Source organism: Halobacteriovorax sp. GFR8 (genome assembly GCF_050955245.1).
Lineage (GTDB): Bacteria > Bdellovibrionota > Bacteriovoracia > Bacteriovoracales > Bacteriovoracaceae > Halobacteriovorax_A.
Genome location: NZ_JBPBLR010000002.1, coordinates 532,880 through 556,221, shown reverse-complemented (window position 1 = coordinate 556,221; position 23,342 = coordinate 532,880). Strand labels below are relative to the sequence as shown.

The following is a 23,342-nucleotide window of genomic DNA, read 5'->3' as shown; positions in this document are numbered from 1 at the left end:
TGTTTATATTAAGTGATTAAGACGCCATATCGTCATAGTCCATCCACGCATCATTTGGATCGAGGATTTCCATGTCTTTATGTGGCATCTTCTTCTTATTAAGCATTTTCTCTTTCTTCTTCTGTACCTGCTTTTCAATCTTAGCAACAACAAGATCAATGGTCTTATATAGGCTATCAGAGTGAGCTTTTGCATGATAGTCAAACTTAGGTCCAATTACTTCGACCTCAGCGTAATGCTCGCGACCATCCCTTACTTCGCAACTCCATTTCAGATGAAGATTTCCATCAAGGTACTTGGCAATTTTAGCTGATTTCTCTTGGATTCTCTCATCAAGTGCTGGCGTATGCTCAAGGTGTCTAAAACTTACTGTTACTTTCATAAAATACGTTCTCCTCTATGTGTATAGTATCTTGGATAAACCTATCGGCAGTTTCTCCAAAATATCGAGCTATTTTACTTTTCTTTTTGATGACGACAAAATCCCAAGCATTTCTCTATACTTAGCGACTGTACGTCTCGCAACTTTCACATCTTCTTGGCTCAAAAGGTCGGCAATCTTCTGATCCGATAAAGGCTTCTTCTCATTTTCATTGTCGATAAGTTCTTTAATTTTTAGTTTAAGAACTTCACCTGCAACGTCGATTCCACCTTTGTCTCCACCAATTCCTGCATTGAAAAAATACTTTAATTCAAACAGGCCAATTGGTGTGTGCATATACTTATTTGAAGTAGCACGAGAAACTGTGGACTCGTGAACTCCCAGCTCATTAGCAACATCTTTAAGAACCATCGGCTTTAAAAATTTCGGTCCCTTCTTAAAAAATTGCTGCTGCTTTTTCACAATTGATTTTGCCACAAGATCAATTGTTCGCTGTCTCTTATTTATAGACTTTATTAGCCATAAAGCCGACTTAAGTTTTTCTTCTACGAATTCTTTAGCTTCTTTATTTTTAAGGGATTCTGCTTGATTAAGCATATCCTGATACATTTTAGAAATTCTTAATCTTGGTACACCGTCGTCATTAACCTGAACAACGAACTCTCCTCCAACTTCAACAACAAAAACATCAGGAGTTACATAGTGAGTATCTCCACCACCAACAAGGCGACCTGGCTTTGGATGAAAATTATGAAGTAGTTTTGCTGTTTCAATGATCTGCTCTTCAGACACACCCGTATCGGCAATGATCTTTTTAAAGTCTCTATTCTTTAGGTTCGTTAAATGGAAACGAATTAGCTTTTCTAACAGCGGTGAACGCTCTTCTGCAATTCTTGCTTGCGCTAAAAGACAGTCAACAAGGTCTTGAGCACCACATCCAACAGGATCGAGGCGTTGAACAACTTCTAAAATATCAAGACAGTGCTCACGCTCCAATTTTGTTTTTTCGATTAGTTCATCAAATGGACATGAAAGATAACCATCATCATTAATATTTCCAATGATCTCAATGGCAAAATCAATTTCAATATCACTGAAAGCTTCCATACGAAGCTGCCACTCGAGATGTTCCGCAAGGGACTCTCCCTTGGAAACCATATTTTCGTAATTAGGCATATCATCAGGACTCAGAGATGGAGCGGCCATATTTGGCTCATAAGTAGTCGAGTTATAACTATCGACATACTTTTGCCAATCAATATCGTCGCCACTACTCATCATGGCCTCTTCTTTAAAATCATCGGCCTTGGCTTCTTTTGTTTGACTTTCTAATTTATCGAGTTTGTAATCACTTTCACCTGGTGAAAACTCTTCCAGCATTGGGTTTTCCACCATCTCCTTAGCGATAACATCTGTCATTTCTAAATGGCTTAATGTCAGTAGTTTAATCGCCTGCTGAAGCTGCGGCGTCATCACGAGCTGTTGAGTTTGACTGAGATTCTGCGAAAGTTTTGTGGCCATATTGGTTCCTTATTTCTTAGTAACCAGACCAGCTTATTTGCTTAGGTCTAGCTACATTCTAAATTCTTCACCAAGATAGAACTTCCTTGCTCTTTCATTGTTTACAATTTCATCCGGTGTCCCACTTACAAGTAATTCTCCACTACTCATAATAAACGCTCGATCAACTACTCCTAATGTTTCCCTTACGTTGTGGTCGGTGATCAGTACACCGATATTCCTTCTCTTTAGGCTGTTAATAACATTTTGAATGTCATTAACTGCTAATGGGTCAACTCCAGCAAAAGGCTCATCGAGAAGAACAAACTTAGGCTCTAGGGCCAGTGTTCGTGCAATCTCAACTCTTCTTCTTTCACCACCGGAAAGAGCTGAACCAAGAGATTTTCTAATATGTCCAAGTCCAAAATCTGCTATCAAGTTATCAAGAAGTGTCTTCTTCTTGGCCCTTGGTAAGTCTCGGTTTTCTAGAACCGAAAAGATATTGGCCTCAACCGTTAAATCTCTAAAGATGCTGGCCTCTTGCGGAAGATAGCCGACACCCTTTAATGCCCTAATATGAATTGGCTCTTCAGTTAAGTCTTCGCCAGATAAATCAATCTTTCCTTCATCTGCCTTAACCAGCCCTACCATCATATAAAACGATGTTGTCTTACCAGCACCGTTTGGGCCGAGTAGTCCTACAACTTCTCCTTGCTTAACATCGATGCTTACGCCTTTAACGACTTCTCTGCCGCCGTAGACTTTCTTTAAACCATGAGCTGATAATTGTGCGATTTCTTCAACCATGCTGCTATTACCTTATTTTAAAGTTCGTATTAGCATCATCAACTTCTATGGTCTCGATGTCACGCCTAAGAACAATTGTGTTTCCTTTTAAAACGTCTTTCTTTTGATAAACCCTTGGAAGGCCAAGCAGAACGATTTTATCCTCTGCCATATACCCTTCAAGCCTCTCACTGAAAGCCTTTCTTTTAAAAGGAACTTGTCCCTTAGGAGAAACAGTTTCCTCAATGACCACATCGTCATAAAGTGCATAATACTTGAGTTTTTTATTGTAGTTATCTAGATAGATTTCGCCATTTCGGGCACTTGCAAGTAGTTGAGATTTCTGAAATTTTACATTTCCACTCATATTGGCATTGCGATTGCTCTTATCAACAACAATTGAGTCTGCAAAAAACTTCACTGAGTCCTCATAGGCCCTCACTCTCTGCACCCTTCCCTCAACATTTCCATCGTAAGTACCAATCTCAGACACAAGGTTATAGCTTAGCTCATCTGCATTAACTGCAACTTCATAAGCAGAGTCAAAGTCTTTTGAAATTGACTGGGCCTTGCCGCGAAAATTTACGATTTGAGAGTTATCAGAATAATTCATGCTCTCAGACTTGATGCTCATATTACGATTTCTAAGAACGACCTTCCCTCTTAGAGAAAGGTACTTTTCTTTTGCATTTAAAACACCAGTATAAGCATCGTAGTACATTGGATCTGCTTGGTGATCATTGATAAGAACACCATTTGGTTCTGTAAGGATTAGCACGTCTGTTGTTAAGTTTTGTGAAACCTCTGCGGCCTCCAAATGGTAGCGCGCATCTTTGTCTGTCATTTTAAAGTATTTCACATTCTTAAAATACGAGTAGATATCTTGGTTCAAAAGATCTGTCATCGACTGGTCGAATTCATCTTCTTCGTAACGAGTAAAGAGACCAAAAAATGTAGATGAGACGATGCCAATGAGAAATAACCAAATTGACAGACGTTGTCCAACGCTTAGCAAAAAGAGCTTCCTTCAGTTTATGTAAATAATCAGCTATTTACGTCCTTCTATTTTACGACAAATAAGTGCGTCATGCCAATTGTAAGTATTGAAGTCTTTTCCATTGGTGGCGCATTTGGTAGAGTTAATCGCTCAAGAATACACAACACTTAAGGGAATCAATAACATGACTTTAGAGATTGAAAAAATCGTTGCCGAAGGCGTTAAGCTTACACCAATGATGACCCAATATCACGAGATAAAAGTTCAGTATCGTCACCACATGCTGATGTTTCGCATGGGCGACTTTTACGAAGTTTTCTTTGAAGATGCCATTAACGCTTCAAAGATTTTAAATATTGCTCTCACTCACAGAGGAAAGCTTGGTGAACACAAAATTCCAATGGCAGGGATTCCTCATCACGCGGCCGCGACTTATATTGATCGCTTCTCTAGCGAGGGCCTGAAGGTTGCAATTTGCGAACAAGTTGAAAATCCAAAAGAAGCAAAAGGTATTGTTAAAAGAGCGGTAACTCAGGTTGTCTCTCCGGGGATGCCATACGATCTTGATAAGACCGACTCAAAAGAAGACCAATTCATTATCGCGTGTAATGAAGTAAATGGACGTTTTGAAATCGTTGCCATTGATTTCACAACAGGGTTTTTCAAAGGTTTTATCCTAGATAGCTTCGAAGACTTTATTGAAAAGATTCGTGTTCTTCACCCTAAAGAGTTCATTACTTACTTAGGCCAGTGGGACAAATACGAAAGTGTGACAACTCTTAATGAGCACAATGGAACACTAGTTACTCACCTTTCTAAAGAGTATTTTGATGAAAAGTATTCAAGTGTTTATCTTGAGAAACTAATTCCAACATATAAACGTGATCAACTATTAAAAGAGAATGAAACAGTTCTTAGTCCAATTGGTGCGCTTTCTTATTATATTTGTTCAACACAAAACCACGAAGAGTTCACTCACCTTCACGCCTTCAGTCTTTCAGATCGCACAGGTGCTATGAAAGTAACAATCCCAACTCTTACAGGACTTGAGATTCTTCCAAAGTCACGTGAAACATACAAGGACTCACTTCTTGGATTCATGGACAAGACAAAAACTTCAATGGGATCAAGAAAACTTAAAACAGTTTTCACAAGTCCATTAACAGATAAGAAAGAAATTAAAAATCGTCTCGATACAATTGAGTTCTTTTTAAAGAATGATGATCTTTTACAAGACACTCGTGAAGCACTTAATAATGTTCGAGACCTTGAAAGAATCTTAGCAAAGGCCGCAACAAATCGCGCCAATGCTGGAGACCTTCTTAATATTGCAAGTGCCGTTGATGTTTTTGAAGAGTTAATAAACTCACTTCATAAACTTCCGACAGATGTTTTTACAGACCTAGAAGAAGACGCAAAGAAAAAGCTATTCTCTCTACGTGATGAAATAAAAAAGACTATCAATGACGAAATTGGTGCCAACCTTGATAAAGGAAATTTAATCAAAGAAGGTGCAAACGAAACTCGTGATCATCTTGCAAAGATGTCACAAAATACGGCCCAGGCCCTAGTCGAACTTGAGAATCGCTACCGAGAGGAAACAGGGATTCAAAAGCTTCGTATCAAATCGAATAACGTCGCTGGCTACTTTATTGAAGTTTCAAAAACTCATACTGATAAGGTTCCAGAAAACTTTATTCGCAGGCAAACTCTAGTAAACTCTGAAAGGTATGCTACTGAAGAGCTAACTCAATTTGAAAAAGAAGTTGTCGTTGCTCGTGAAAAGCTTGAAAAACTTGAAAGAGAAATCTTTAAAGGTCTTATTAAGCAAATTACAAACCTTAGCCTGGCCATTCAAACACTAGCAAATATCTTATCGGCAACAGATACTCTTCAATCCCTAGCTTGGATTGCTCGTAACGAAGAATTCTCAAGACCAACAATTTCAGATAAGTCTCGTGACATGGATATTCGAGGTGCATGGCACCCGCTAATTAAAGCGGCCATTAAGGATCAGTTTATTCCACACGATCTAAAGCTTAATGATGAAACATACTTTGGTCTGATCACGGGTCCCAACATGGCCGGTAAGACAACAGTTATGCGTGAAATTGCCATCATTCAACTTCTTACTCAAATTGGCTCATACGTACCTGCTGAAAATGCCAGAGTCAGTATTTGTGACTTCCTATTTAGTCGTCTTGGTGCAAGTGATGATATCTTGAAGGGTCAATCGACTTTCATGGTTGAGATGGCCGAAACAGCTGAGATCTTAAGACATGCTACCGATAAATCTCTTATCATTCTTGATGAAGTTGGTCGTGGAACTTCAACTTATGATGGCCTCTCAATCGCATGGGCACTAGTTGAGCACTTTATTGAAAACACAAAAGCACTTTGTCTCTTTGCCACTCACTACCATGAGTTAATTGATTTAGCGGATCGCTATCCTCAGGCAAAGAACCTGACAGTAGAAACACAGAACCACAGAGGAAATGTAAAATTCCTATATCGCCTTGTTGAGCAAGCCGCTTCACAATCATTTGGTATTTACGTTGCCAAACTTGCAGGGCTACCTCCAACTGTTCTTAAACGTTCACAATCAATTCTTAAAAGCATGGAAAAAGAATCAAGCGTATCTCAAGCGTTACTTGATAGTGACCATAGCGAACAATTAGACTTCTTCAGTGTGCAAACACCTGCAGAAATACCTGAGTACTTAAAACAAGTTGAAGATCACTTATCAAAAGTTGATATCAACAACTTAACTCCGATTCAGGCCTTAAATAAGCTAAATGAATTAGTTGATCAAATTACTTTAAACTAGAAATAATTTCCAAGGGCGCTTTCTTAAGCGCCTTTTTTTTAATCTCCCCTGTTCATACCGATAAATACTGTATGAGCACGAATAATAAGCTATCTGAAATTTACGACTACTATAAAAAAAGCAAAGCAGCTAAGAAGGTTCGACAAGACCGTCTTAGAAAGAGATTCTATGCTTTCATCCTAGATATCTACATTGTTGTATTCGCAAATAAGGCCCTAACTTTTATTTGGCTATCTTTTGTAAATAATTTCATTTCAAATATTTCAACTTCACCAAAAGTTTCATCGATGGCCTTTCAAAGCCAAACGACTCAGCTATCACTTGCCATCATGTTCTTTAGCTATTTCTTCTTTTCTTATTACTTAGGAAATGGACAGACCTTAGGAAAGGCATTCTTCAAGCTAAAAGTTGTGAGGTCACACGCTGTAACTGAACCACTTAGCGCTCTTGATTGCTTTGGCCGTTCAATTGGTTATGTTTTCGCTAACCTTCTTTTCTTCTTGCCTCTTGTGATCAATTTCTTAAGACACGATCAAAAAGGTGTTCAAGATTTCATCTCACAAACTCATGTAATCAGCACTGAAGAGTTCGCTTATGCACTTGCTGTAATCCAAGCTGAAGCTGAACCTCTCGAAGAAGTCGAACAAATCAGCCTATTCGGTTAGCCCGGTTAGGAGCGCCCCTAAAGATCAAGGTTGGCGAAGATTTCGCTAGCACGACTAAGAACTCGTGACTTTAGTTTTTCGTCACAGCTCACAGACTTACTTGAGCGATTCCCCTCATTTTCTTTTTGATACGGCTTCATGACTGTTTTGTTTGCGACCTTAGACTTGTTATAACCTTCGCTCTTACCATTAAAGAGATCACGCTGAGAGCTATCACTTGAGTCCCATGGTCTTTTCACACAGGCCTTATGCTCACCTTTCTGGGTACGACGAGAACGCTCCTCTTTGTGATCGAGAATAATCTCAAGTAATGATTCATCAGAATTTTCAATACGATTCTTTATCTTATTCTTTGTCGTTTTAATAAAAGTTTTTTCTAAACTAAGGGCCATAATATTCTATTTTATCTGCCCCTATGATTTCGTGCAACAAAGATCTTACTGGTCTCCGTAAAGGCTATTAATACTGGCCTTTAACTTTTCCATACTCTTGGTTCTTAAAATTACTTCATCACTATTTAAGAGAACTTCAACTTCACGATCAACAGTCTTCCCACCTTTTCTCACAATATTATCCAGAACAGAAATACTACAACCATTTCTCCCCTCGATATAATTATGTTTAACATTTGAATTTTCTGTACGCTCAGACATTTTAAGATTTCGTCTGGTCTGTCTTTCAAGAATATATGCAATGGAAGCAGCATCACATAACTTCGCTAAATCAAGGCGAGAAACATCTTTGTAACAATCATCCTGTACAAGTCCAAGAGAGATGAGCTCCTCTTTAGCAAAATTATCAAGAAGCCCTTCTCTATGAGCAACTTCGAGATAATCCCTTGGGTACATACCATCAGCACAAACCGTATCAATACTTCCACCTAGGGCCTGGTAATGAAGAAGGTTATTCATATTATTAAAAATCGCCGAGCTTTTGATATCTCCCATCATGGCCTGCTGCTCATAAGAGCCAAACATATTACCAGAAGTGGCCATTGCTGGATATGTCGAACTAATAGTTTCTTTCATATGATCAGTGTTGAGATAAACTCCTTTAGCAAATTCACATGCCAGATTATCTCCTAACCCATTTCGATAAGACTCTGCTACATCAATATGCTTTGATATTAAATCAGAAATTGGAGATGGTTTCCATCCAAGTGATCTTGATACAATCTCTTGTCTAATTAATTGCATAACCTTTGTATCATCAAGTCCCCCAGATTCTAGAGATAGCTTTAATAATTTGTAATAGCCATCTGAAAGGTTCCCATTGGCATCCAAACCTACATAACTAGTATATTGATTTGCTGCCTTTGCAAGCTTAGCTCCATTATAGTTATCTTTAAGATAACTAATTAATCCATCCACATCACCTTCATAAGTAATATAGGCCTTTGCTAACTCTAGGTCTTTAAATGACTCATTATCAACATTATAACCATAAGCCTGACTTGAGCGAATGAGACGTTCAATAGCAGGATTTACTTTATAGAAACCAGTATTTGTTTCTATATTATATTCATAGTATGGAGCCGTGGAATTACTTATAATTTCAGTTACAATTTTCTCACGCTCACTACGACTTAACTCATTCTTTGGATCAACACTTGCGAAATAACTTTCTAAGTCAACTGTATCATTAGCTGACTGGGATACATGATTCTGTAGTTGGTTTTTTGCAAATGCAGATGCAATCGCTTTTTCATCTGGCATCTCCAGATTAACACCATAATTTGAAAAGCTGCCCCACATGCCCATTCCCATACTTGGATAGCCTCCCCCAGAAGAGTTCATATTTTGATTCTGTTCTTGGATCATGACACATTCAATACATGCATCCATTTCGGCAAACTCCTCAAGCTTGTCATCAAAGGCAAAGGTAAAAAATGAACAAAGTGATAATGTAGCGATTTTTAGTACTTTCATGCTCTACTATTCGGTAGGTGCAATTAGTACGTTTATATAATCATGAAACTAAATAAAATTAGGAAAAATCAACCAATACTAAGAAAATGTCACAATGAGGGCCAACGTAATAAAGGCCACCAGATTGAGAATAACCCCAAAACTAATCATGCGATTCATAGGAACTAAACCTGTCCCGTACACAATAGCATTTGGAGGCGTGGCAACTGGAAGCATAAAGGCCATATTACAACTAAACGCCACGACAAAGGCTGCCGTAATACTAGAGTAATTAGCTTGTGTAGCCGCTGCAATCAAAATAGGAACGAGAACATTGGCCGCCGCAGTATTACTTACAAGCTCAGTTAGCAAGATAGAAATTCCAACAACAAGAACAAGAAGTGTCGCAAAACTCCAACTGCTAAAAATGCTGATCAGATTATTCGCCACAAAATCGGCAATTCCAGTTTTAAAAAGAGTTGTACCTAGAGAAAGACCTGAAGCGAAGAGTAATAGTGTTCCCCAATCAATCGTCTTAATATCATCTTGATCCAATAATTTAGTACGACTATAGAGTGGTGTCATAAATAATGTACAAGCAGCTATAATAGCAACCATTCCGGCCGTTAAGTATTTTTGGACGTATACTGAGATGAAATGCTCCTTGCCTAATAAGAGTGAGCATAAGCTAGGTGCAAACCAAAAGAAGATAGTAAATGCAAAGATGACCATTAAACGAATTTCGTTATTAGTAATTTTATTATTCTTACCTAGGCTCATCATGAGATCATTTTTATCTACCTTCTTGATCTCTTCAGTAATATTTCTCTTTGCATAGAAGTATAAGATGAGTGAAAAGAAGATTGTCAGCGGAAATCCGTACTTACACCAATCCCAAAATGTTAAGACCTGATTTGTATGTTGCTCGAGAAGCCCCATCGTGATGAGGTTTGGAGGAGAGCCAATTGGAGTTGCCATTCCACCAACTGAAGCAGCGTAGGCAACTATTAATAAGAAATACTGCTTAGTTGTCCCCTCTTTAACTTTAAAAGATTTTAAAAGCCCAAAACTAATTGGTAACATCATGGCAGTTGTCGCGGAGTTTGAAACCCACATTGAAAATACACAAGTGACGCCAATAACGACGGCAATAGTACGATTAAAGTCTCCATCAATAAATCGAGAATTCAAAATTGTCACGGATAACTTTCGATCTAGACCAAGCTTCTCCATAGCACGCGCCAAAAGAAATCCCCCCATAAAGAGGAAAATAATCTGAGAGCTAAAACTGCTGAAAGCTTCTTCAAAAGAGATAACACCAAAAAGAACAGTCAGAGCAACTCCCATCATTCCTGAAATAAATAATGGAGTACTTGATAGAAGCCATTGAATGACAACATAAGAAAATATTGCTAAAAATGTTTTTGCATTACTTTCGAGTTGTAAATTTGAAGTATAGACGAAGAAGAATGCGAGGATTCCTAGAAATTGAAAAACCACCGACATTGTCGAACTATGTTTCCACTCATGTAAGAATTCACGGTATAAGCTTTTAAACATAGATCAATATTCCGAAAATAGGCCCTCTTATAACGAGGGCCTTATGCGATTATTTTAAGAAACCAAAGTGTAGTTCATCAGTCTGCTCTTTTGCAGGAACTGATGGTGCATTCGACATCATATCACTTGCTGTCGTTGTTTTTGGGAAAGCGATAACGTCACGGATATTGTCAGTTCCGGCCTTAACCATTGTGATACGGTCAAGTCCTAGCGCGATTCCACCGTGTGGAGGAGTTCCATACTTAAGAGCATTTACGAAGAATCCAAATTGACTAGAAACTTCTTCTTCACTCATTCCAAGAACTTCAAACATTCTTTCTTGAACTGCACCATTGTGAATTCTGATTGATCCACCACCAAGCTCGTAACCATTACAAACAAGGTCATATGCTTGAGCAGGTAGATCACGAAGAGTTTTATTATTAACATTTACTTCTTCATTCATGAATTTATCCATTTCACTAATCTTTGGAGAAGTAAATGGGTGGTGTTTTGCATAGAACCTTTCTTCATCTGTTTCAAAACATGGGAAGTCATTTACCCATAGGAATGCATAACCGTCTTTAATAAGACCAAGTTCACGTCCAAGGTGACGACGAAGAGCATCTGCACTGTCGTGAACGATTTCTTCCTTATCAGCGAAGAAAAGCCATGTTCCATTTGCAGCATCACCATCTAGATCAGAAAGACTTGATAGCGAAGCTAGAACTTCATCTGTGATGAATTTTGAAATACCACCAGATGCTTTCCCCTCTTCAACTTTAAAGAAGGCCACACCCTTTCCACCAAATGGCTTAACTACATCAACAAATCCATCAAGGATCTTGCGAGAGAAAGTTCCCATCGTAGCTGGTACGAACATCGTCTTAACCATGCCACCATTTTCGATAGCTGATTTGAAAACTCCAAAGTCAGTATCTTTGAAGATTTCTGAAACAACATGGTGCTTTAAACCAAAACGAACATCTGGCTTATCTGAACCATAGTCTCTCATGGCATCGTTATAATTCATCACTGGAATTTCAAAGTCAGCACCAAGCTCAAAAATATTTCTCATAAGATCTGTAGCAAGGTTTTTCATATACTCTTCAGTAGCGAACGAAACTTCAATATCGATTTGAGTAAATTCAGGCTGACGATCAGCTCTTAAGTCCTCGTCACGAAAACACTTACAGATTTGGAAGTACTTATCAGTTCCACCAATCATAAGAAGCTGCTTAAGAGTTTGCGGCGACTGTGGAAGCGCGTAAACGTGACCTGGGTGAACACGAGATGGAACAACATAGTCACGAGCACCTTCAGGTGTCGACTTATAAAGAATTGGCGTCTCAACTTCGATGAAGTCATTTGCACTCATTGTATTTCTTACGTCTAGCGTGATTTTAGAACGAAGCTTTAAAATATCTTGAAGCTTCTTTGTTCTAAGATCTAGGTAGCGATACTTAAGTTTATTATCTTCTGTTGCTTCCGTAGCACCGTACGGAAGAAATGGAATATTGTTAATATCACATTCAGATAGAACTTGAAGGTCTGTTACATGAACTTCAACTTCACCTGTTGGCATATTTTTATTTAGTGCTTCTTCAGGACGTCCTGCAACAGTCCCAACTACTTTGATTACTGATTCAAGGTGGCATTTTTTAAGAAGATCAGCGTCGCCCTTGAAATTTGTGAAGTTAAGTTGAGTTACACCAAACTTATCTCGTAAATCGATAAATGTTAGACCACCAAGGTCACGGTTCTTATTTACCCAACCGCATAGTGTTACTTCATTTCCGATATGCTCGGCCCTTAATTCTCCTAAATTGTGAGTTCTCATCAAACCCTTAATCTGTGACATGCTAATCCTCTTGATATATAGTTTTTTGGTATGAAATTTATAACAAATTCTTCACATATTCTCAGTACATTTTTTGTCTTTCTGACATTAACGCTAGGCACACATACCCATGCCCAATTCATTAATAAGAAGTGGTCTGAGAAAACCCTGCTAACACCAAAGAATAGTGAGATAAATATTTCATGGGCAGTGTCAGAAGAAGAGAAACAACAAGGCCTAAGTGGACTTAAGGCCAATAGAATGAAAAAAGATGAAGGTCTTGTCTTTGTCTACCCAAAAGAGATGCCTCTAAAGTTTTGGATGCCTGATACTCACTTTGATCTCGATATTATTTTTTTAGATAAGAATTTTAAAGTTGTAGCGATTGAAACACTACCTCACTACCCAAGTCGTAATGAGCCGCAAAAGATTCCAACGACAAAGGTTTATCAAGGTCAATTTGTTTTAGAATTACATGCCGGCATGGCAAAGAAGTATGGAATTACTAAGGGCTCCCAACTTAGATGGAAGAAAGCCCTTGACCTGAAGTTTCAGAAGTCTCTGGGAATAAAATAAGATACTCATCACGAGCAATATACCCAAGATGATCTCGTACAAGCTTCTTCTTGTAACGGTGATTATTTCTAATAAGATCAAGCTCTTTCATCAGCCCATCATTCTCCGCTTTTAGCAGAGTAACTTCATGGTATGCCTGATCAAGTGTCGACTTCTTATCAAAGTACTCAATAACGCCACCTTGAGAAAAAACTAAACGCCCAAGTAGAAATAAGCAAAATCCCCAGCAAAGTTTCACACCCCAGTGTGTCAGCTCACCTTTCTTTTTTGATTTAGACTTAACTTTTCTCTTTGCACTAACGGCCGCTTTGGCCTTAGTTATTGCTTTGGCAGGAGTTTGATCAGCATAGTTAACTGCTGCCGGAGCAGTCGCCTTCTTCCTGAGTGGAGAAGACATTTCAATATTATCAGCTTGAGTGATTGGTTTTCTTGTAGGGGCCCCACTTGCCGAAGCACTAGGCGTTGGCGTAGCAGGTGGCTTTGGTGCTGAACTTGCCTCTCGTTGAGCGCGTTGGGCACGAAGTTTTGCTAAAACAGATGATCCCGATTCACTAGACTCTCCCTCATCACGAGATGGAGCGGACATCGGCCTTGGTCTTGGACGAGCAGTTGCTGATGCACCAGGAGTCGGAGGAGGAGTTCCCATCGGTCTAGAAGTACCTCTTGATGCCATCTTTGCACGATTTCTCTCAATCGCCTTTTGCATTGCTGCACTTCTTGAATTTTGCTCTGAACTACTATTAGTCTTCGATGCAGACCCTGACGCAGAAGGTCCACGATTTCTTCCTAGTGAAAACTGCAAACTTACATCCTGTTTTTTGCGAAGTATTCCTCATGAATACTTTTTTTCCCAATATCAATATTTTAATGCGTTTCAAAATTTCACACAAGTAGTTTTCTCACGGAAAACTTATCGTGACAAAGCGCACAAAGGCATTCTGGCCGCTTTATTAACGATTAAGACAGAAGATTCTGAGTTGTTGAATAATCAAAATTTGTATTTAAAGCTTCAATATGAAGCCAAAATTTTCTGATTGTGGCCAACTCTATTAGATATAATTTTAAAGTATCGTCTAGCCCTTTAAGAATTTGAGCATCATTATCAAGCTCTCCTTCTTCAAAAATAAGTGACAATTCTTCAAAAACTCGGTGAAAACGATCTTTTGGTTTAATAATAAAATGCTTTTCGGAGATGCTAAATTCTAAAAGATTCATCTTCTCTTCAATGGCCTTTTCTAGACGTGTAAATAGGATACTTGCAATACAAACATCGCCAATTGGTCCTAATTTCAGTCTTTCTCCACTGCCTTCAAGCTTATGACTTTTGAAATTAATTCGAATCGCATCATCACTTCTTTGATACCACCAGCTAAAGCCAGGGTCAGAGATATTGCAGATTAAGTCTTCTTCAAGAGGAAAGCGCTTATTAAAAATTTGATCGTAAATGACTTGAGCAAGATCTAGATCTGAAATTTCATAGTAGAGAGTTGCTGCCACTTCACTCTCATCGATTCTCAGTGACTTCAGCGTTGTCAGATCACCAGACTTGGCCATCTCGAATGTTTCGCTAATATTGTCCGAGATCACACCGCGAATAGAAAATGTCGAGCTACTCTTAACGATATTGTATACGAAGCCAGAAGTTTGTGGATATTCTGCTCTCGACTCTGATTCAGACTCTAAACTATCTGAGCCAAAAAGAAATTCATTTCGAAAATCTTCATCGGCCAAAAAAGTATCTTGTGTATTTAGGTTAAAAGTCTCTTGTGTAAGAAAATCAAACTCGTTGTGCACTAACCCCTCCATAGGCAATACATATGATTATAGTTTAATAACTTTTGATACGTATTGGCAAGAATTTGAAATTACAAAGAAACTAAAAAACTGCGACGAAAATCTTTAAAAATAAAATGACAATCATCGGAGAGATATCAAATGGAATATCCATTTCAGGTAACATGCGGCGAACTGGCCCACATGTGTAGTCTGAGAGTTGCTTAATTCTGATACAAATTGGATGTGACTTATATTGAGGAATATAAGAAATAATCACATCAATGATGAGAATAAAAATATAAATATCAATTAATGTTCGAATCAAAATAGAACCCCTTTGAACTGCTCAATAGAATATATAAGAAGCGAAAAAAGTTCAAGCGATGGTAAGGAAATAAAAGTGACGCTATTTCACGATAGTGGCCGGAAGTACCTTGCCTAGCTTATTACAAGCGATTTCATATTTATTCTGACAAGATAGCTCAAGATACTTTTGTGCCTTTGCATGCTCCCCGTCATCCTGATAAATATCAGATAATAAGAAACAGGCCGGGGCGTTATTCTCTTGCTCACAAACATATAAGTAGAGATCTCGTTTAAAGAAAACGTAGATGATGGCCATAATAAGGAACACAGAACCCATAAAGGCCCAATTCTTCTTATAGCTTTTTCTAGAATGTATTACTTCTTGTTGCTCGCTCATTCAAATAAACTCATTTGTGAACCCATGACAATATCGTCAAAGGAGATACCCATAAATTTTAGCACATCAGTTGCCACTGGAGACAGTTGTTTGTCAATATAGTGTTGATAATCGATATCTTTCGGTGAAAAGTCCAGTGGAACTGGCCCATGCATTGTTATTAAGTAGTCGATTTTCCTGATATTCTTATTAGGCTCCTTTTCTTGTAGCAACCTTGCGGCCTTCACATGAGGAGGGTTTGTCTTTGTGTACTCACTGATATCTTTTGATAACCTCTTTGAATAAATCAATTCTTTATCAAATAGGCCGTTTTTAAGATCATTTACATAATTCTTAATATATTCATTTAAAGATTCAGCATTAAAGAATCGCTTATAAATTTCGTATTGAAAACTCTTTGCGGCCTTCGTCCAATCAGAGCGAACAAATTCCATTCCAGAAAAATATAATTCACCATTATCAAAAATTCCGGCATAGCGCTTCTTTGCACCCATCTCAGAACTACGAGACTCAGGAATAAAAAGTTTCTTAAAACACTTTTCATACTCCATCTCAAGATGTGACTCGAGATCATAATCTCTTTCAATAAGTTCACTTAAATGCGTTGTAATCTTTCTGGCAAGTTCAGTAGCAGCTTTATCTTTTTGAGAAACCTCTAAGAACTTTAGTTTTATAAAGACAGAATCCGTATCTCCATAAACAACTTCATAACCAAGAGAGCGAGCATAATTCATGGACTCATTTAAAAGCCACTGCCCTGTTGAAGTTATTGAGGTTGCAAGGTCAGCATGATAAAAGCGGCAACCACCTGATCCCATCACTCCGTAAAATGAATTCATTAAAATCTTTACGGCCTGTGATAAGTTCTTATCTTGTCTCGTCTTTGCAATTTCTCTTTGCTTTAAAAGAAAGTCAATTTGCTCAGGAAGAATATGCTCTGTCTTAGAAAAGGCAACACCATTTTTAAGAATTGTTGAATTAACATCACCTTTTAAACGAGACAGAGGATCAATCTTAAAAGTTTTTATAATCGTTGGATACAGAGACTTAAAGTCTAGAACCACAACGTTTTCATGTAATCCTTTGGTTCCTTCAATAACGAGTCCACCAAGTGATGCACTTTCTTTATCAATATCTAAGGTATTTCCTGCAATGAAACCCTTGCGGTGAAGACGTGGTAAATAGATATGATCAAAGGCCCGTGTTGAGCCAGAGAGACGATCAATAAGCATCCCACTAAGTTGTACGCGACGATAAAGGTGATCAATAATTTCTAGCTTCTTATAAATATCAAGAACGAGAGTACAGTCGAGAATATTATACTTAGCAAGAGCGTGCTTCTCTTCTAAGAAGCGTCTTGTGATTTCTTCAACCTTATCCATTCCCGTTTCTGTAATATCTTTATTGGCACCAAGAACAGCGGCCGCAACAGTATCGAGTTTGAAGTTTTCAAATTGATAGAATGCGGACCTTAAAGTTGGAGGCCCATCGATGACTTGGCGACCAGCAATTGTTGAAAACCAACCGGCGCCCTTCCTTTCTCTCAAACGAACTTGAGAACCATCGCGCCCAAGGTTGAATTTAAGACCAAATTGTTGGCACTTGCGTTCTAAGAACTTTAGGTCAAAACCAATAACGTGCCAGCCCACAATAAAGTCTGGATCATAATTAGGAAAATCGTTAATGAATGAAATCATTAATTCTTTTTCACTACGATAGAAAGTTGTTAACTCATCATTTGAGTACTGGCCACTTTCATCAACCATATAAACTTTTTTAATATCGCGATCACCTATTTGATGAATTGCAATTGAGTAGAGGTCATTTCCCATACTCGTTTCAATATCTAAGGACATAATATTAAAGTTAGGTGTTGGTTTTTGTGCTGATTCATGAATGCCTAAGGCCTTCATTTGTGGGTTATGAAAGACTCGCATCTTCCCCATCACTTGAGCTTGTCCTTGAATAAGAACTTCACCATTAATGAATCTCTCCATCAAGAAGCGCTCATTTGGTCTGACATCACTTTCGTAGGTACGAATCCCATTTTTATGAAAGTGCTCTCTTGTATCCATGAGATCTTTATGACGATTAAAATAAATACCATCTAAGCTTCTGCCATTAAAGGCCTTAAGGTTTAGCTTCTTTCTTTCTCCCTGAAAGCTAATATTTAAATTGGCATCACTTTCAATAAAAAAGAGAGGACGCTCATTTGAAATAATAACTTTAACAACATCTTCTGGTGTTTTAATCCAAAAGATAAGTTCCATATGATTGGCCTGATCAATAACTTGATCGTGAATGATAAAACCCTGCGTGCTTATGATATTCGTCATGGACAGAGCGTAGCTTATTTAGAGCAATATGTTAAAGAGGATTTAGCCTTTTTTAGCATTTTCTTAAGTTTAGACATTGGCAAAAGCCCCGATATGCAGGGCATGACAATAACAATCGTATTCACAGTATTCAATTTAGTTTTTTTAGTGGATTTCTTTTCGGAAAAGGATGACAAGGGCAAGAAGTATCGCTTACTAAGCTATATGTTCTTTGGTGTCTTGGCACTCTTATCCATTCAAGTTTTCCAAAACCCCGTAATGACCGTGGTATTTACAGCACTTTCACTACTGTCCTTAGGATTCGCACTTTTAAATGAGTTCTTAAATCCCCCTAAGAACTCAAAAGAGAGAGTCTACAATGGCCTAGTGAATATGCTCTTACCAGTTGCGATTTACTTTATTGCCCTAAGATGGTTTCCCTCAGCTGGAAACTTCGTGGCAGCAGAAGGAGGACAGGATATTAATCGCAATATCTTCATTATCCAAACTCTTATTGTTCTGGGTGTAGCTTTCAAGTATTCCCCTACCCTCATCTTTACCAAAAAAGCTACCAAAGAACTTAATGAAGATATCAAAACTATCAAGTTATAGTCCCTTCTGGGACTAGATCATGTGGCCATGATTACCCGATCTATGCTAGTGTGTAGGTACTTAAACGGAGATAATTATGGCCACTTTTAAATCAACAAAACACTTCTATGGTTTCCCATGTACACACCGTCAATGGAAAGCAGATTCACACTGTCGCTTCGTTCACGGATACTCTCGCTCATTTCACTTTGAATTTGAATGTTCTGAATTAACAAAAGAAATGTGGGTTATGGACTTTGGTGATCTTAAAGATGTAAAGGCTTGGCTTGATGATATGTTCGATCACACTTTCCTTGCATCACAAGATGATCCATTTATGGATGAGTTTAAAAAACTTGATGAAGCAGGTGTCGTTCAACTTCGAGTTCTTCCGAATGCAGGAATGGAAGGAACAGCAGAATTCGTTTACGAAAAAATGTCTGAACTGATTAAGAAGAAAACTGACGGTCGCGTATGGATTTCTCGTCTTGAAGTAAAAGAGAACGAAAAGAACTCAGCAATTTATATTCCATAATTCTTATAGTGGGCCTGATATACTTAGCGATATTTTGGCCCATAACTTTCCCTAAGCAAATAATTCCATTTACATCAAATAAACACTGAATAAATTAAGAAAATTTAAGTCAATTTCGATGAGTTAAAGACTTGAATAGTATCGTATTGAGTAATATAAATTTATCTTAATACTTGACCAAAAAGAAAGCCTAAAAGGATGTCACATGAAAATAGCGCCACTAAACTCTTGGATTAAAATTGATGAAAAGCCTCTTGTTATCGCTGGACCGTGTTCAGCAGAAAGTGAAGAGCAAGTATATCAAATTGCAAAAGAGCTAGTTGAAAATGGCAAAGTAGACGCATTTCGTGCAGGTATCTGGAAGCCAAGAACTCGCCCTAATACATTTGAAGGTGTCGGACTAGTTGGCCTTCCTTGGATGGAACAAGTTAGAAAAGATTTTAATATTCCTATTACAACAGAAGTTGCAAATGCTTCACACGTTGAATTAGCCCTTAAGCACAATGTGGATATCCTCTGGATTGGTGCACGTACGACAGTTTCACCATTTGCTGTTCAAGAAATCGCTGAGGCCCTCAAAGGTGTCGACATTCCAGTTATGGTAAAGAATCCAATCAACCTAGACCTTGCTCTTTGGATGGGTGCTATTGAAAGATTCTCAAACGTGGGCCTTGATAAACTTGCTGCAATCCACAGAGGTTTCTCAAGTGCGGAAAAAACAAAGTACAGAAACAAACCATACTGGGCCATTCCAATTGAACTTAAAAGATTAATGCCAGATCTTCCAATTATCTGTGACCCTTCTCATATTGCTGGTAACAGAAACCTCATTGGAGAGGTTTGTCAGAAGGCCATGGATATGAATATGGATGGTGTGATGGTTGAAACTCACATCACTCCAGACAAAGCACTAAGTGATGCCGCTCAACAGGTAACACCAAAAATGCTACACGATATCATCACTCACCTACAAGTTAGAGATGCCATTGGACATAATGACGGATTTGAAGATGAGTTAAACAAACTTAGAAATAAAATCGATCAAATTGATAATGATATTCTCGAATTTATGCATATGCGTATGAATATCGTTAAACAAATTGGAGCGCTAAAAAGTGCAAACAATGTAACTCCACTTCAAGTAGGAAGAATGGACGCTCTAATGAATGATCGTATTGCTAAGGGAGAAAAGCTTTCCCTTGATCGTCGATTTGTTGAAGAGCTTTACCATGCAATTCACACTGAATCAGTTAGAGAACAAACTCGTATGATGAATGATTTTAAAAAAGAATTATAAAAAGTGATATAATGAACTTATGAAAGTATCTGAAAGAGTGGAAGGAATTGCTCCGTCTGGAAGTATCCAGATTTCGGCACAAATTACAAACCTTAGAAGTCAAGGAAAGGATATTATTGGTCTTAATATCGGTGAACCAGACTTCCTCCCCAAAGAAAGCATTCTAGAGGCCATCTATGAGGCCCTTAAGAAAGGGAAAACCAAGTACTCTTCTGTAAGTGGTGAGCCTGAACTAAGGCAAGCTATTGCAAGCTACTTTAATCATCGTTGTAAAACTCAAATTACTCCTCAGAATATCCTCGTTGGAAATGGTTCAAAACAAATTATCTTCAACTCATTTCAGTCGATTCTAGATGAAGGAGATGAAGTTATCGTCCCAATTCCATACTGGGTCACAATTCCAGAAAGCATCAAACTTGCTGGAGGTAAGTCAGTCTTTGTTAACTCTAAAGAAGATTTCCACCTAGATCTTGATGCAATAAAAAATGCAATTACATCAAAGACAAAAGCAATCTATATTAACACTCCAAATAATCCATCTGGAGCTGTTTACACAAGACAAGAGCTAACAAAGCTTGGTGAAATGGCCATTGCACACGATTTGATTATCGTTAGCGATGAAGCTTATGAATCCCTTACCTATGACTGTGAGTTCGTCTCACCTCTTATGCTAGGAAAAGAAATCGCCGATCGATCAATTTCGATTCAAAGTTTTTCAAAGTCATTTTGTATGACAGGCTTTCGCGTCGGATACATGATTGCAAAGGAAGAGTTCATTAAGAAAGTTGATAGTTTTCAAGGCCATCTATGTGGCAATATTCCACCCTTTACACAATATGGTGCCATCAATGCCATTGAACATAGTGATGAAATTATTGGCGATATGCTAGAGACAATGACGGCACGTAAGAAACGTGCTTATGAATTATTCTCACAAATCTTTAAAGTAACTCAACCTCAGGGTGCCTTCTACCTTTTCCTTGATATCAAACCATTTATTGAGAAAGGAATAGTTAAAGACTCAGTTGAGATGGTGCAAAAGCTAATTGAAGAAGCTGGAGTTGCCCTTGTTCCAGGAAAGTTCTTTGGACAAGACGATTATATCCGCCTGGCATTTACTGATTCAGTAGAACGAATTGAACAAGCTTACGAAAATATAAAAAAGGTTCTTTGTTAATGAAAGTTGGAATTATTGGGTTCGGACGTTTAGGGAAGTTAATTTCAAAATACCTAGAAGAAGATTTTACAGTTGAAATTTATGATATTAATGAAAGCGTAAAATCAGAAGTTGAGGCCATGGGTTGCCACTTCAAAACTCTCAAAGAAGTTTGTAAAAATCCAATCGTCATTCCATTTGTTCCAATGAATAAATTTGAATCTGTTATAGAAGAGATCGCACCACTGCTATCTAAAGATGCTCTCGTTGTTGACGTCTGTTCCGTCAAAGAGATGCCAGTTGCTGCAATGAAGAAGCATCTGCCAGAAACAGTTAGTATTCTTGCCACTCACCCAATGTTTGGGCCAGACTCAGCTGGAGAAACATTATTTGGAACTAAAATAGCTGTTTGTCCTGTTCGCATTGAAGACAAGTACTATCAAAAGATTTGTGCCTTTATGCGCTTTCATGGAATTAAGGTTATTGAAACAACCGCAGCCGAACACGACAAACAAATCTCACATTCTCTTCTACTCACTCACATGATTGGAAGAACGCTAATGAATATGGATGCGAAAAAACTTCCGATCGACACCAAAGGTTACCGTAGACTTTTAAAAATTCTCAAAACTGTCGAAAATGATTCATGGGAATTATTCGCGGATATGAATGAGCATAATCAATATGCCAAGCAAACCCGTGAAGACTTTCTCGAATCATTTAACAAAGTAATTAAAAGGCTTGAAGATTGATCAAAAATAAAGGCATGAAAGTCGCATTTCAAGGAACCAAAGGTTCTTACTCAGAAGAGGCCCTCTATAAATACTTTGGAAAAGACGTTGAAGCTGTAGGAATCGCCCTAAGTGAAGACGTATGTAGCGCCCTTGAAAATGAGGAAGTCGCTTGTGCCATCTTACCTATCGAAAATAGCATCGTCGGAAACGTCGATATCAATATGGATTTAATTTTTAAACATGACTTCTTTGCCATTGGCGAACTCTACCTAGAAATTAACCATTGCCTTATGGCCAATCAGGGTGTTGATGTAGCGGATATCAAGGCCGTCTACTCGCACCCGATTGCCTTGGCCCAATGCCACGGCTTCTTTAAAAAAGAAAGCCTCAAACCAGTTGCAGAATTTGATACTGCTGGTTCTGCCAAAATCATCTCTGAGTCAAAATCCAGTAATGAAGCCTGTGTTGGTTCTCGCCTATGTGCAGACTATTACGGACTCAATATCATTCAAGAAAAGATTCAGGATGAAGCCGATAACTTCACTCGTTTCCTTATTTTCGTTAAAGAAAAAAATATTCCAACAGGAATTGGCAAAGAGAAAACAAGTATCGCCTTCACAACAAAGCACCACCCTGGAGCACTTCTAGGCTGCCTACAAGTCTTTGCTGATTATAGCATCAACTTAACAAAGCTTGAGTCGCGCCCTATTCCACACCAACCATTTAAGTATATCTTCTATGTTGATTTCATGGGTGCGCTTCACAATGAAAAAGTGCAAGAATGCCTTAAAGAATTAAAGCGCGATGCCAACGATATTAAGATCCTTGGAAGTTATCCTGCTGGCAAGTTTTAGTTTTTTCTACTTTGCATCATTCTCTCTAAAACTTTCTCAAATTCCTTTTGTGAAGGATAAATATTCTTCTCAGGACCAGCTTCTTCAAGTTCTTTATCATCAATTAAATCATCTAACTTTTTCCCGACTTTATCTTCAGTTTCTTTTGTTACTTCAGCAACCTCATTGACTACTTCTTCTCTAGTAATGTCACCATCCTTAATATCTCTCCACACTTTCTTTTTAATTTCATCCTTTATATTGCTCATCATTCCTCCTAATTATAAAAGTAACATGAGTAGGAAAAAATATATTGAGATTTTAATCTAGGGAGAATGTAAATAAAATTTACGAGGACTTAAGATTTAAGTCTAAATCTAACC

General features: G+C 38.1%; 23 protein-coding genes. 9 read left to right on the top strand and 14 right to left on the bottom strand.

Annotated features, from left to right (window positions below):
* Positions 1-16: 16 nt before the first annotated feature.
* From hpf to ACRXC1_RS03120, 4 genes are all read right to left on the bottom strand, one after another.
* Positions 17-382 carry a ribosome hibernation-promoting factor, HPF/YfiA family gene (gene hpf / locus ACRXC1_RS03135; protein ID WP_021266419.1) on the bottom strand — a complete coding sequence of 122 codons (366 nt, stop codon included), beginning with the start codon at positions 380-382 and terminating at the stop codon, positions 17-19.
* Positions 383-451: 69 nt separating this feature from the next.
* The gene (rpoN, locus tag ACRXC1_RS03130) at positions 452-1,903 is read right to left on the bottom strand and encodes an RNA polymerase factor sigma-54 (protein WP_433656423.1); all 1,452 of its coding nucleotides are present in this window, start codon (positions 1,901-1,903) and stop codon (positions 452-454) included.
* A gap of 51 nt (positions 1,904-1,954) precedes the next feature.
* Complete coding sequence (gene lptB, locus ACRXC1_RS03125; protein WP_392911207.1) at positions 1,955-2,689, bottom strand: LPS export ABC transporter ATP-binding protein; 735 nt, start codon at positions 2,687-2,689, stop codon at positions 1,955-1,957.
* A gap of 7 nt (positions 2,690-2,696) precedes the next feature.
* On the bottom strand, positions 2,697-3,683 hold the full coding sequence (locus tag ACRXC1_RS03120) for an LptA/OstA family protein (protein WP_433656420.1): 987 nt from the start codon (positions 3,681-3,683) through the stop codon (positions 2,697-2,699).
* A gap of 115 nt (positions 3,684-3,798) precedes the next feature.
* Between ACRXC1_RS03120 and mutS the strand changes: the two genes are divergently transcribed.
* The gene (gene mutS, locus ACRXC1_RS03115) at positions 3,799-6,492 is read left to right on the top strand and encodes a DNA mismatch repair protein MutS (protein WP_392911203.1); all 2,694 of its coding nucleotides are present in this window, start codon (positions 3,799-3,801) and stop codon (positions 6,490-6,492) included.
* A gap of 71 nt (positions 6,493-6,563) precedes the next feature.
* Entirely contained in the window at positions 6,564-7,157 is a 594-nt protein-coding gene (locus ACRXC1_RS03110) for an RDD family protein (RefSeq protein ID WP_433656418.1), read from the top strand.
* Between the two features lie 17 nt (positions 7,158-7,174).
* Here ACRXC1_RS03110 and ACRXC1_RS03105 read toward each other — a convergent pair whose 3' ends face one another.
* The 4 genes from ACRXC1_RS03105 to aspS form a co-directional block, all read right to left on the bottom strand.
* On the bottom strand, positions 7,175-7,549 hold the full coding sequence (locus tag ACRXC1_RS03105; RefSeq protein WP_433656416.1) for a hypothetical protein: 375 nt from the start codon (positions 7,547-7,549) through the stop codon (positions 7,175-7,177).
* A gap of 45 nt (positions 7,550-7,594) precedes the next feature.
* Positions 7,595-9,085 (bottom strand): hypothetical protein, encoded by a 1,491-nt coding sequence (locus ACRXC1_RS03100; RefSeq protein WP_433656414.1) that lies wholly within the window; start codon positions 9,083-9,085, stop codon positions 7,595-7,597.
* A 78-nt stretch (positions 9,086-9,163) separates the two neighbouring features.
* A complete protein-coding gene (locus ACRXC1_RS03095) occupies positions 9,164-10,624 on the bottom strand; it encodes an SLC13 family permease (protein ID WP_433656412.1) in 1,461 nt (486 codons plus the stop codon).
* Between the two features lie 49 nt (positions 10,625-10,673).
* Positions 10,674-12,464, bottom strand: coding sequence for an aspartate--tRNA ligase (gene aspS, locus ACRXC1_RS03090; RefSeq protein WP_433656410.1), 1,791 nt, complete (start codon positions 12,462-12,464; stop codon positions 10,674-10,676).
* 30 nt (positions 12,465-12,494) lie between these two features.
* Here aspS and ACRXC1_RS03085 point away from each other — a divergent pair, with 30 nt between their 5' ends.
* Positions 12,495-13,019: a DUF192 domain-containing protein gene (locus tag ACRXC1_RS03085; RefSeq protein WP_392912311.1), complete on the top strand. Its 525-nt coding sequence runs from the start codon at positions 12,495-12,497 to the stop codon at positions 13,017-13,019.
* On the opposite strand, the gene ACRXC1_RS03080 is transcribed toward ACRXC1_RS03085, so the two are convergent.
* The 5 genes from ACRXC1_RS03080 to ACRXC1_RS03060 all read right to left on the bottom strand — a co-directional run bounded on the left by ACRXC1_RS03080 (position 12,964) and on the right by ACRXC1_RS03060 (position 17,834).
* Positions 12,964-13,821 (bottom strand): FtsB family cell division protein, encoded by an 858-nt coding sequence (locus ACRXC1_RS03080; RefSeq protein ID WP_433656408.1) that lies wholly within the window; start codon positions 13,819-13,821, stop codon positions 12,964-12,966. The genes ACRXC1_RS03085 and ACRXC1_RS03080 overlap by 56 nt on opposite strands.
* Positions 13,822-13,976: 155 nt before the next feature.
* A complete protein-coding gene (locus ACRXC1_RS03075; protein ID WP_433656406.1) occupies positions 13,977-14,813 on the bottom strand; it encodes a hypothetical protein in 837 nt (278 codons plus the stop codon).
* A gap of 82 nt (positions 14,814-14,895) precedes the next feature.
* On the bottom strand, positions 14,896-15,120 hold the full coding sequence (locus ACRXC1_RS03070) for a YggT family protein (RefSeq protein ID WP_392857147.1): 225 nt from the start codon (positions 15,118-15,120) through the stop codon (positions 14,896-14,898).
* Between the two features lie 81 nt (positions 15,121-15,201).
* Positions 15,202-15,498 (bottom strand): hypothetical protein, encoded by a 297-nt coding sequence (locus ACRXC1_RS03065; RefSeq protein WP_392912306.1) that lies wholly within the window; start codon positions 15,496-15,498, stop codon positions 15,202-15,204.
* A complete protein-coding gene (locus tag ACRXC1_RS03060) occupies positions 15,495-17,834 on the bottom strand; it encodes a DNA polymerase II (RefSeq protein ID WP_433656404.1) in 2,340 nt (779 codons plus the stop codon). Before ACRXC1_RS03060 ends, ACRXC1_RS03065 begins: the two co-directional genes overlap by 4 nt.
* Positions 17,835-17,936: 102 nt before the next feature.
* Between ACRXC1_RS03060 and ACRXC1_RS03055 the strand changes: the two genes are divergently transcribed.
* The 6 genes from ACRXC1_RS03055 (at position 17,937) to pheA (ending at position 22,980) form a co-directional block, all read left to right on the top strand.
* Positions 17,937-18,425, top strand: a complete 489-nt coding sequence (locus ACRXC1_RS03055; RefSeq protein WP_433656402.1) for a hypothetical protein — start codon at positions 17,937-17,939, stop codon at positions 18,423-18,425.
* A 76-nt stretch (positions 18,426-18,501) separates the two neighbouring features.
* The gene (locus ACRXC1_RS03050) at positions 18,502-18,939 is read left to right on the top strand and encodes a 6-carboxytetrahydropterin synthase (RefSeq protein ID WP_392857154.1); all 438 of its coding nucleotides are present in this window, start codon (positions 18,502-18,504) and stop codon (positions 18,937-18,939) included.
* 205 nt (positions 18,940-19,144) lie between these two features.
* A complete protein-coding gene (locus ACRXC1_RS03045) occupies positions 19,145-20,236 on the top strand; it encodes a chorismate mutase (protein ID WP_392912296.1) in 1,092 nt (363 codons plus the stop codon).
* Positions 20,237-20,255: 19 nt separating this feature from the next.
* On the top strand, positions 20,256-21,413 hold the full coding sequence (locus tag ACRXC1_RS03040; protein WP_433656399.1) for a pyridoxal phosphate-dependent aminotransferase: 1,158 nt from the start codon (positions 20,256-20,258) through the stop codon (positions 21,411-21,413).
* Positions 21,413-22,144: a prephenate dehydrogenase/arogenate dehydrogenase family protein gene (locus tag ACRXC1_RS03035; protein WP_433656397.1), complete on the top strand. Its 732-nt coding sequence runs from the start codon at positions 21,413-21,415 to the stop codon at positions 22,142-22,144. The genes ACRXC1_RS03040 and ACRXC1_RS03035 overlap by 1 nt, the downstream gene beginning before the upstream one ends.
* 14 nt (positions 22,145-22,158) lie before the next feature.
* Entirely contained in the window at positions 22,159-22,980 is an 822-nt protein-coding gene (gene pheA / locus ACRXC1_RS03030; protein WP_433656395.1) for a prephenate dehydratase, read from the top strand.
* Here pheA and ACRXC1_RS03025 read toward each other — a convergent pair.
* A complete protein-coding gene (locus tag ACRXC1_RS03025) occupies positions 22,977-23,228 on the bottom strand; it encodes a hypothetical protein (RefSeq protein ID WP_433656393.1) in 252 nt (83 codons plus the stop codon). The genes pheA and ACRXC1_RS03025 overlap by 4 nt on opposite strands.
* Positions 23,229-23,342: the final 114 nt, after the last annotated feature.

Excerpts from the sequence above, each read along its gene's own strand:
- hpf (WP_021266419.1), bottom strand. The coding sequence starts at position 382 with ATGAAAGTAACAGTAAGTTTTAGACACCTTGAGCATACGCCAGCACTT.
- rpoN (WP_433656423.1), bottom strand. The coding sequence starts at position 1,903 with ATGGCCACAAAACTTTCGCAGAATCTCAGTCAAACTCAACAGCTCGTG.
- lptB (WP_392911207.1), bottom strand. The coding sequence starts at position 2,689 with ATGGTTGAAGAAATCGCACAATTATCAGCTCATGGTTTAAAGAAAGTC.
- ACRXC1_RS03110 (WP_433656418.1), top strand. The coding sequence starts at position 6,564 with ATGAGCACGAATAATAAGCTATCTGAAATTTACGACTACTATAAAAAA.
- ACRXC1_RS03105 (WP_433656416.1), bottom strand. The coding sequence starts at position 7,549 with ATGGCCCTTAGTTTAGAAAAAACTTTTATTAAAACGACAAAGAATAAG.
- ACRXC1_RS03100 (WP_433656414.1), bottom strand. The coding sequence starts at position 9,085 with ATGAAAGTACTAAAAATCGCTACATTATCACTTTGTTCATTTTTTACC.
- ACRXC1_RS03095 (WP_433656412.1), bottom strand. The coding sequence starts at position 10,624 with ATGTTTAAAAGCTTATACCGTGAATTCTTACATGAGTGGAAACATAGT.
- aspS (WP_433656410.1), bottom strand. The coding sequence starts at position 12,464 with ATGTCACAGATTAAGGGTTTGATGAGAACTCACAATTTAGGAGAATTA.
- ACRXC1_RS03085 (WP_392912311.1), top strand. The coding sequence starts at position 12,495 with ATGAAATTTATAACAAATTCTTCACATATTCTCAGTACATTTTTTGTC.
- ACRXC1_RS03065 (WP_392912306.1), bottom strand. The coding sequence starts at position 15,498 with ATGAGCGAGCAACAAGAAGTAATACATTCTAGAAAAAGCTATAAGAAG.
- ACRXC1_RS03060 (WP_433656404.1), bottom strand. The coding sequence starts at position 17,834 with ATGACGAATATCATAAGCACGCAGGGTTTTATCATTCACGATCAAGTT.
- ACRXC1_RS03055 (WP_433656402.1), top strand. The coding sequence starts at position 17,937 with ATGACAATAACAATCGTATTCACAGTATTCAATTTAGTTTTTTTAGTG.
- ACRXC1_RS03050 (WP_392857154.1), top strand. The coding sequence starts at position 18,502 with ATGGCCACTTTTAAATCAACAAAACACTTCTATGGTTTCCCATGTACA.
- ACRXC1_RS03045 (WP_392912296.1), top strand. The coding sequence starts at position 19,145 with ATGAAAATAGCGCCACTAAACTCTTGGATTAAAATTGATGAAAAGCCT.
- ACRXC1_RS03040 (WP_433656399.1), top strand. The coding sequence starts at position 20,256 with ATGAAAGTATCTGAAAGAGTGGAAGGAATTGCTCCGTCTGGAAGTATC.
- ACRXC1_RS03035 (WP_433656397.1), top strand. The coding sequence starts at position 21,413 with ATGAAAGTTGGAATTATTGGGTTCGGACGTTTAGGGAAGTTAATTTCA.
- pheA (WP_433656395.1), top strand. The coding sequence starts at position 22,159 with ATGAAAGTCGCATTTCAAGGAACCAAAGGTTCTTACTCAGAAGAGGCC.
- ACRXC1_RS03025 (WP_433656393.1), bottom strand. The coding sequence starts at position 23,228 with ATGAGCAATATAAAGGATGAAATTAAAAAGAAAGTGTGGAGAGATATT.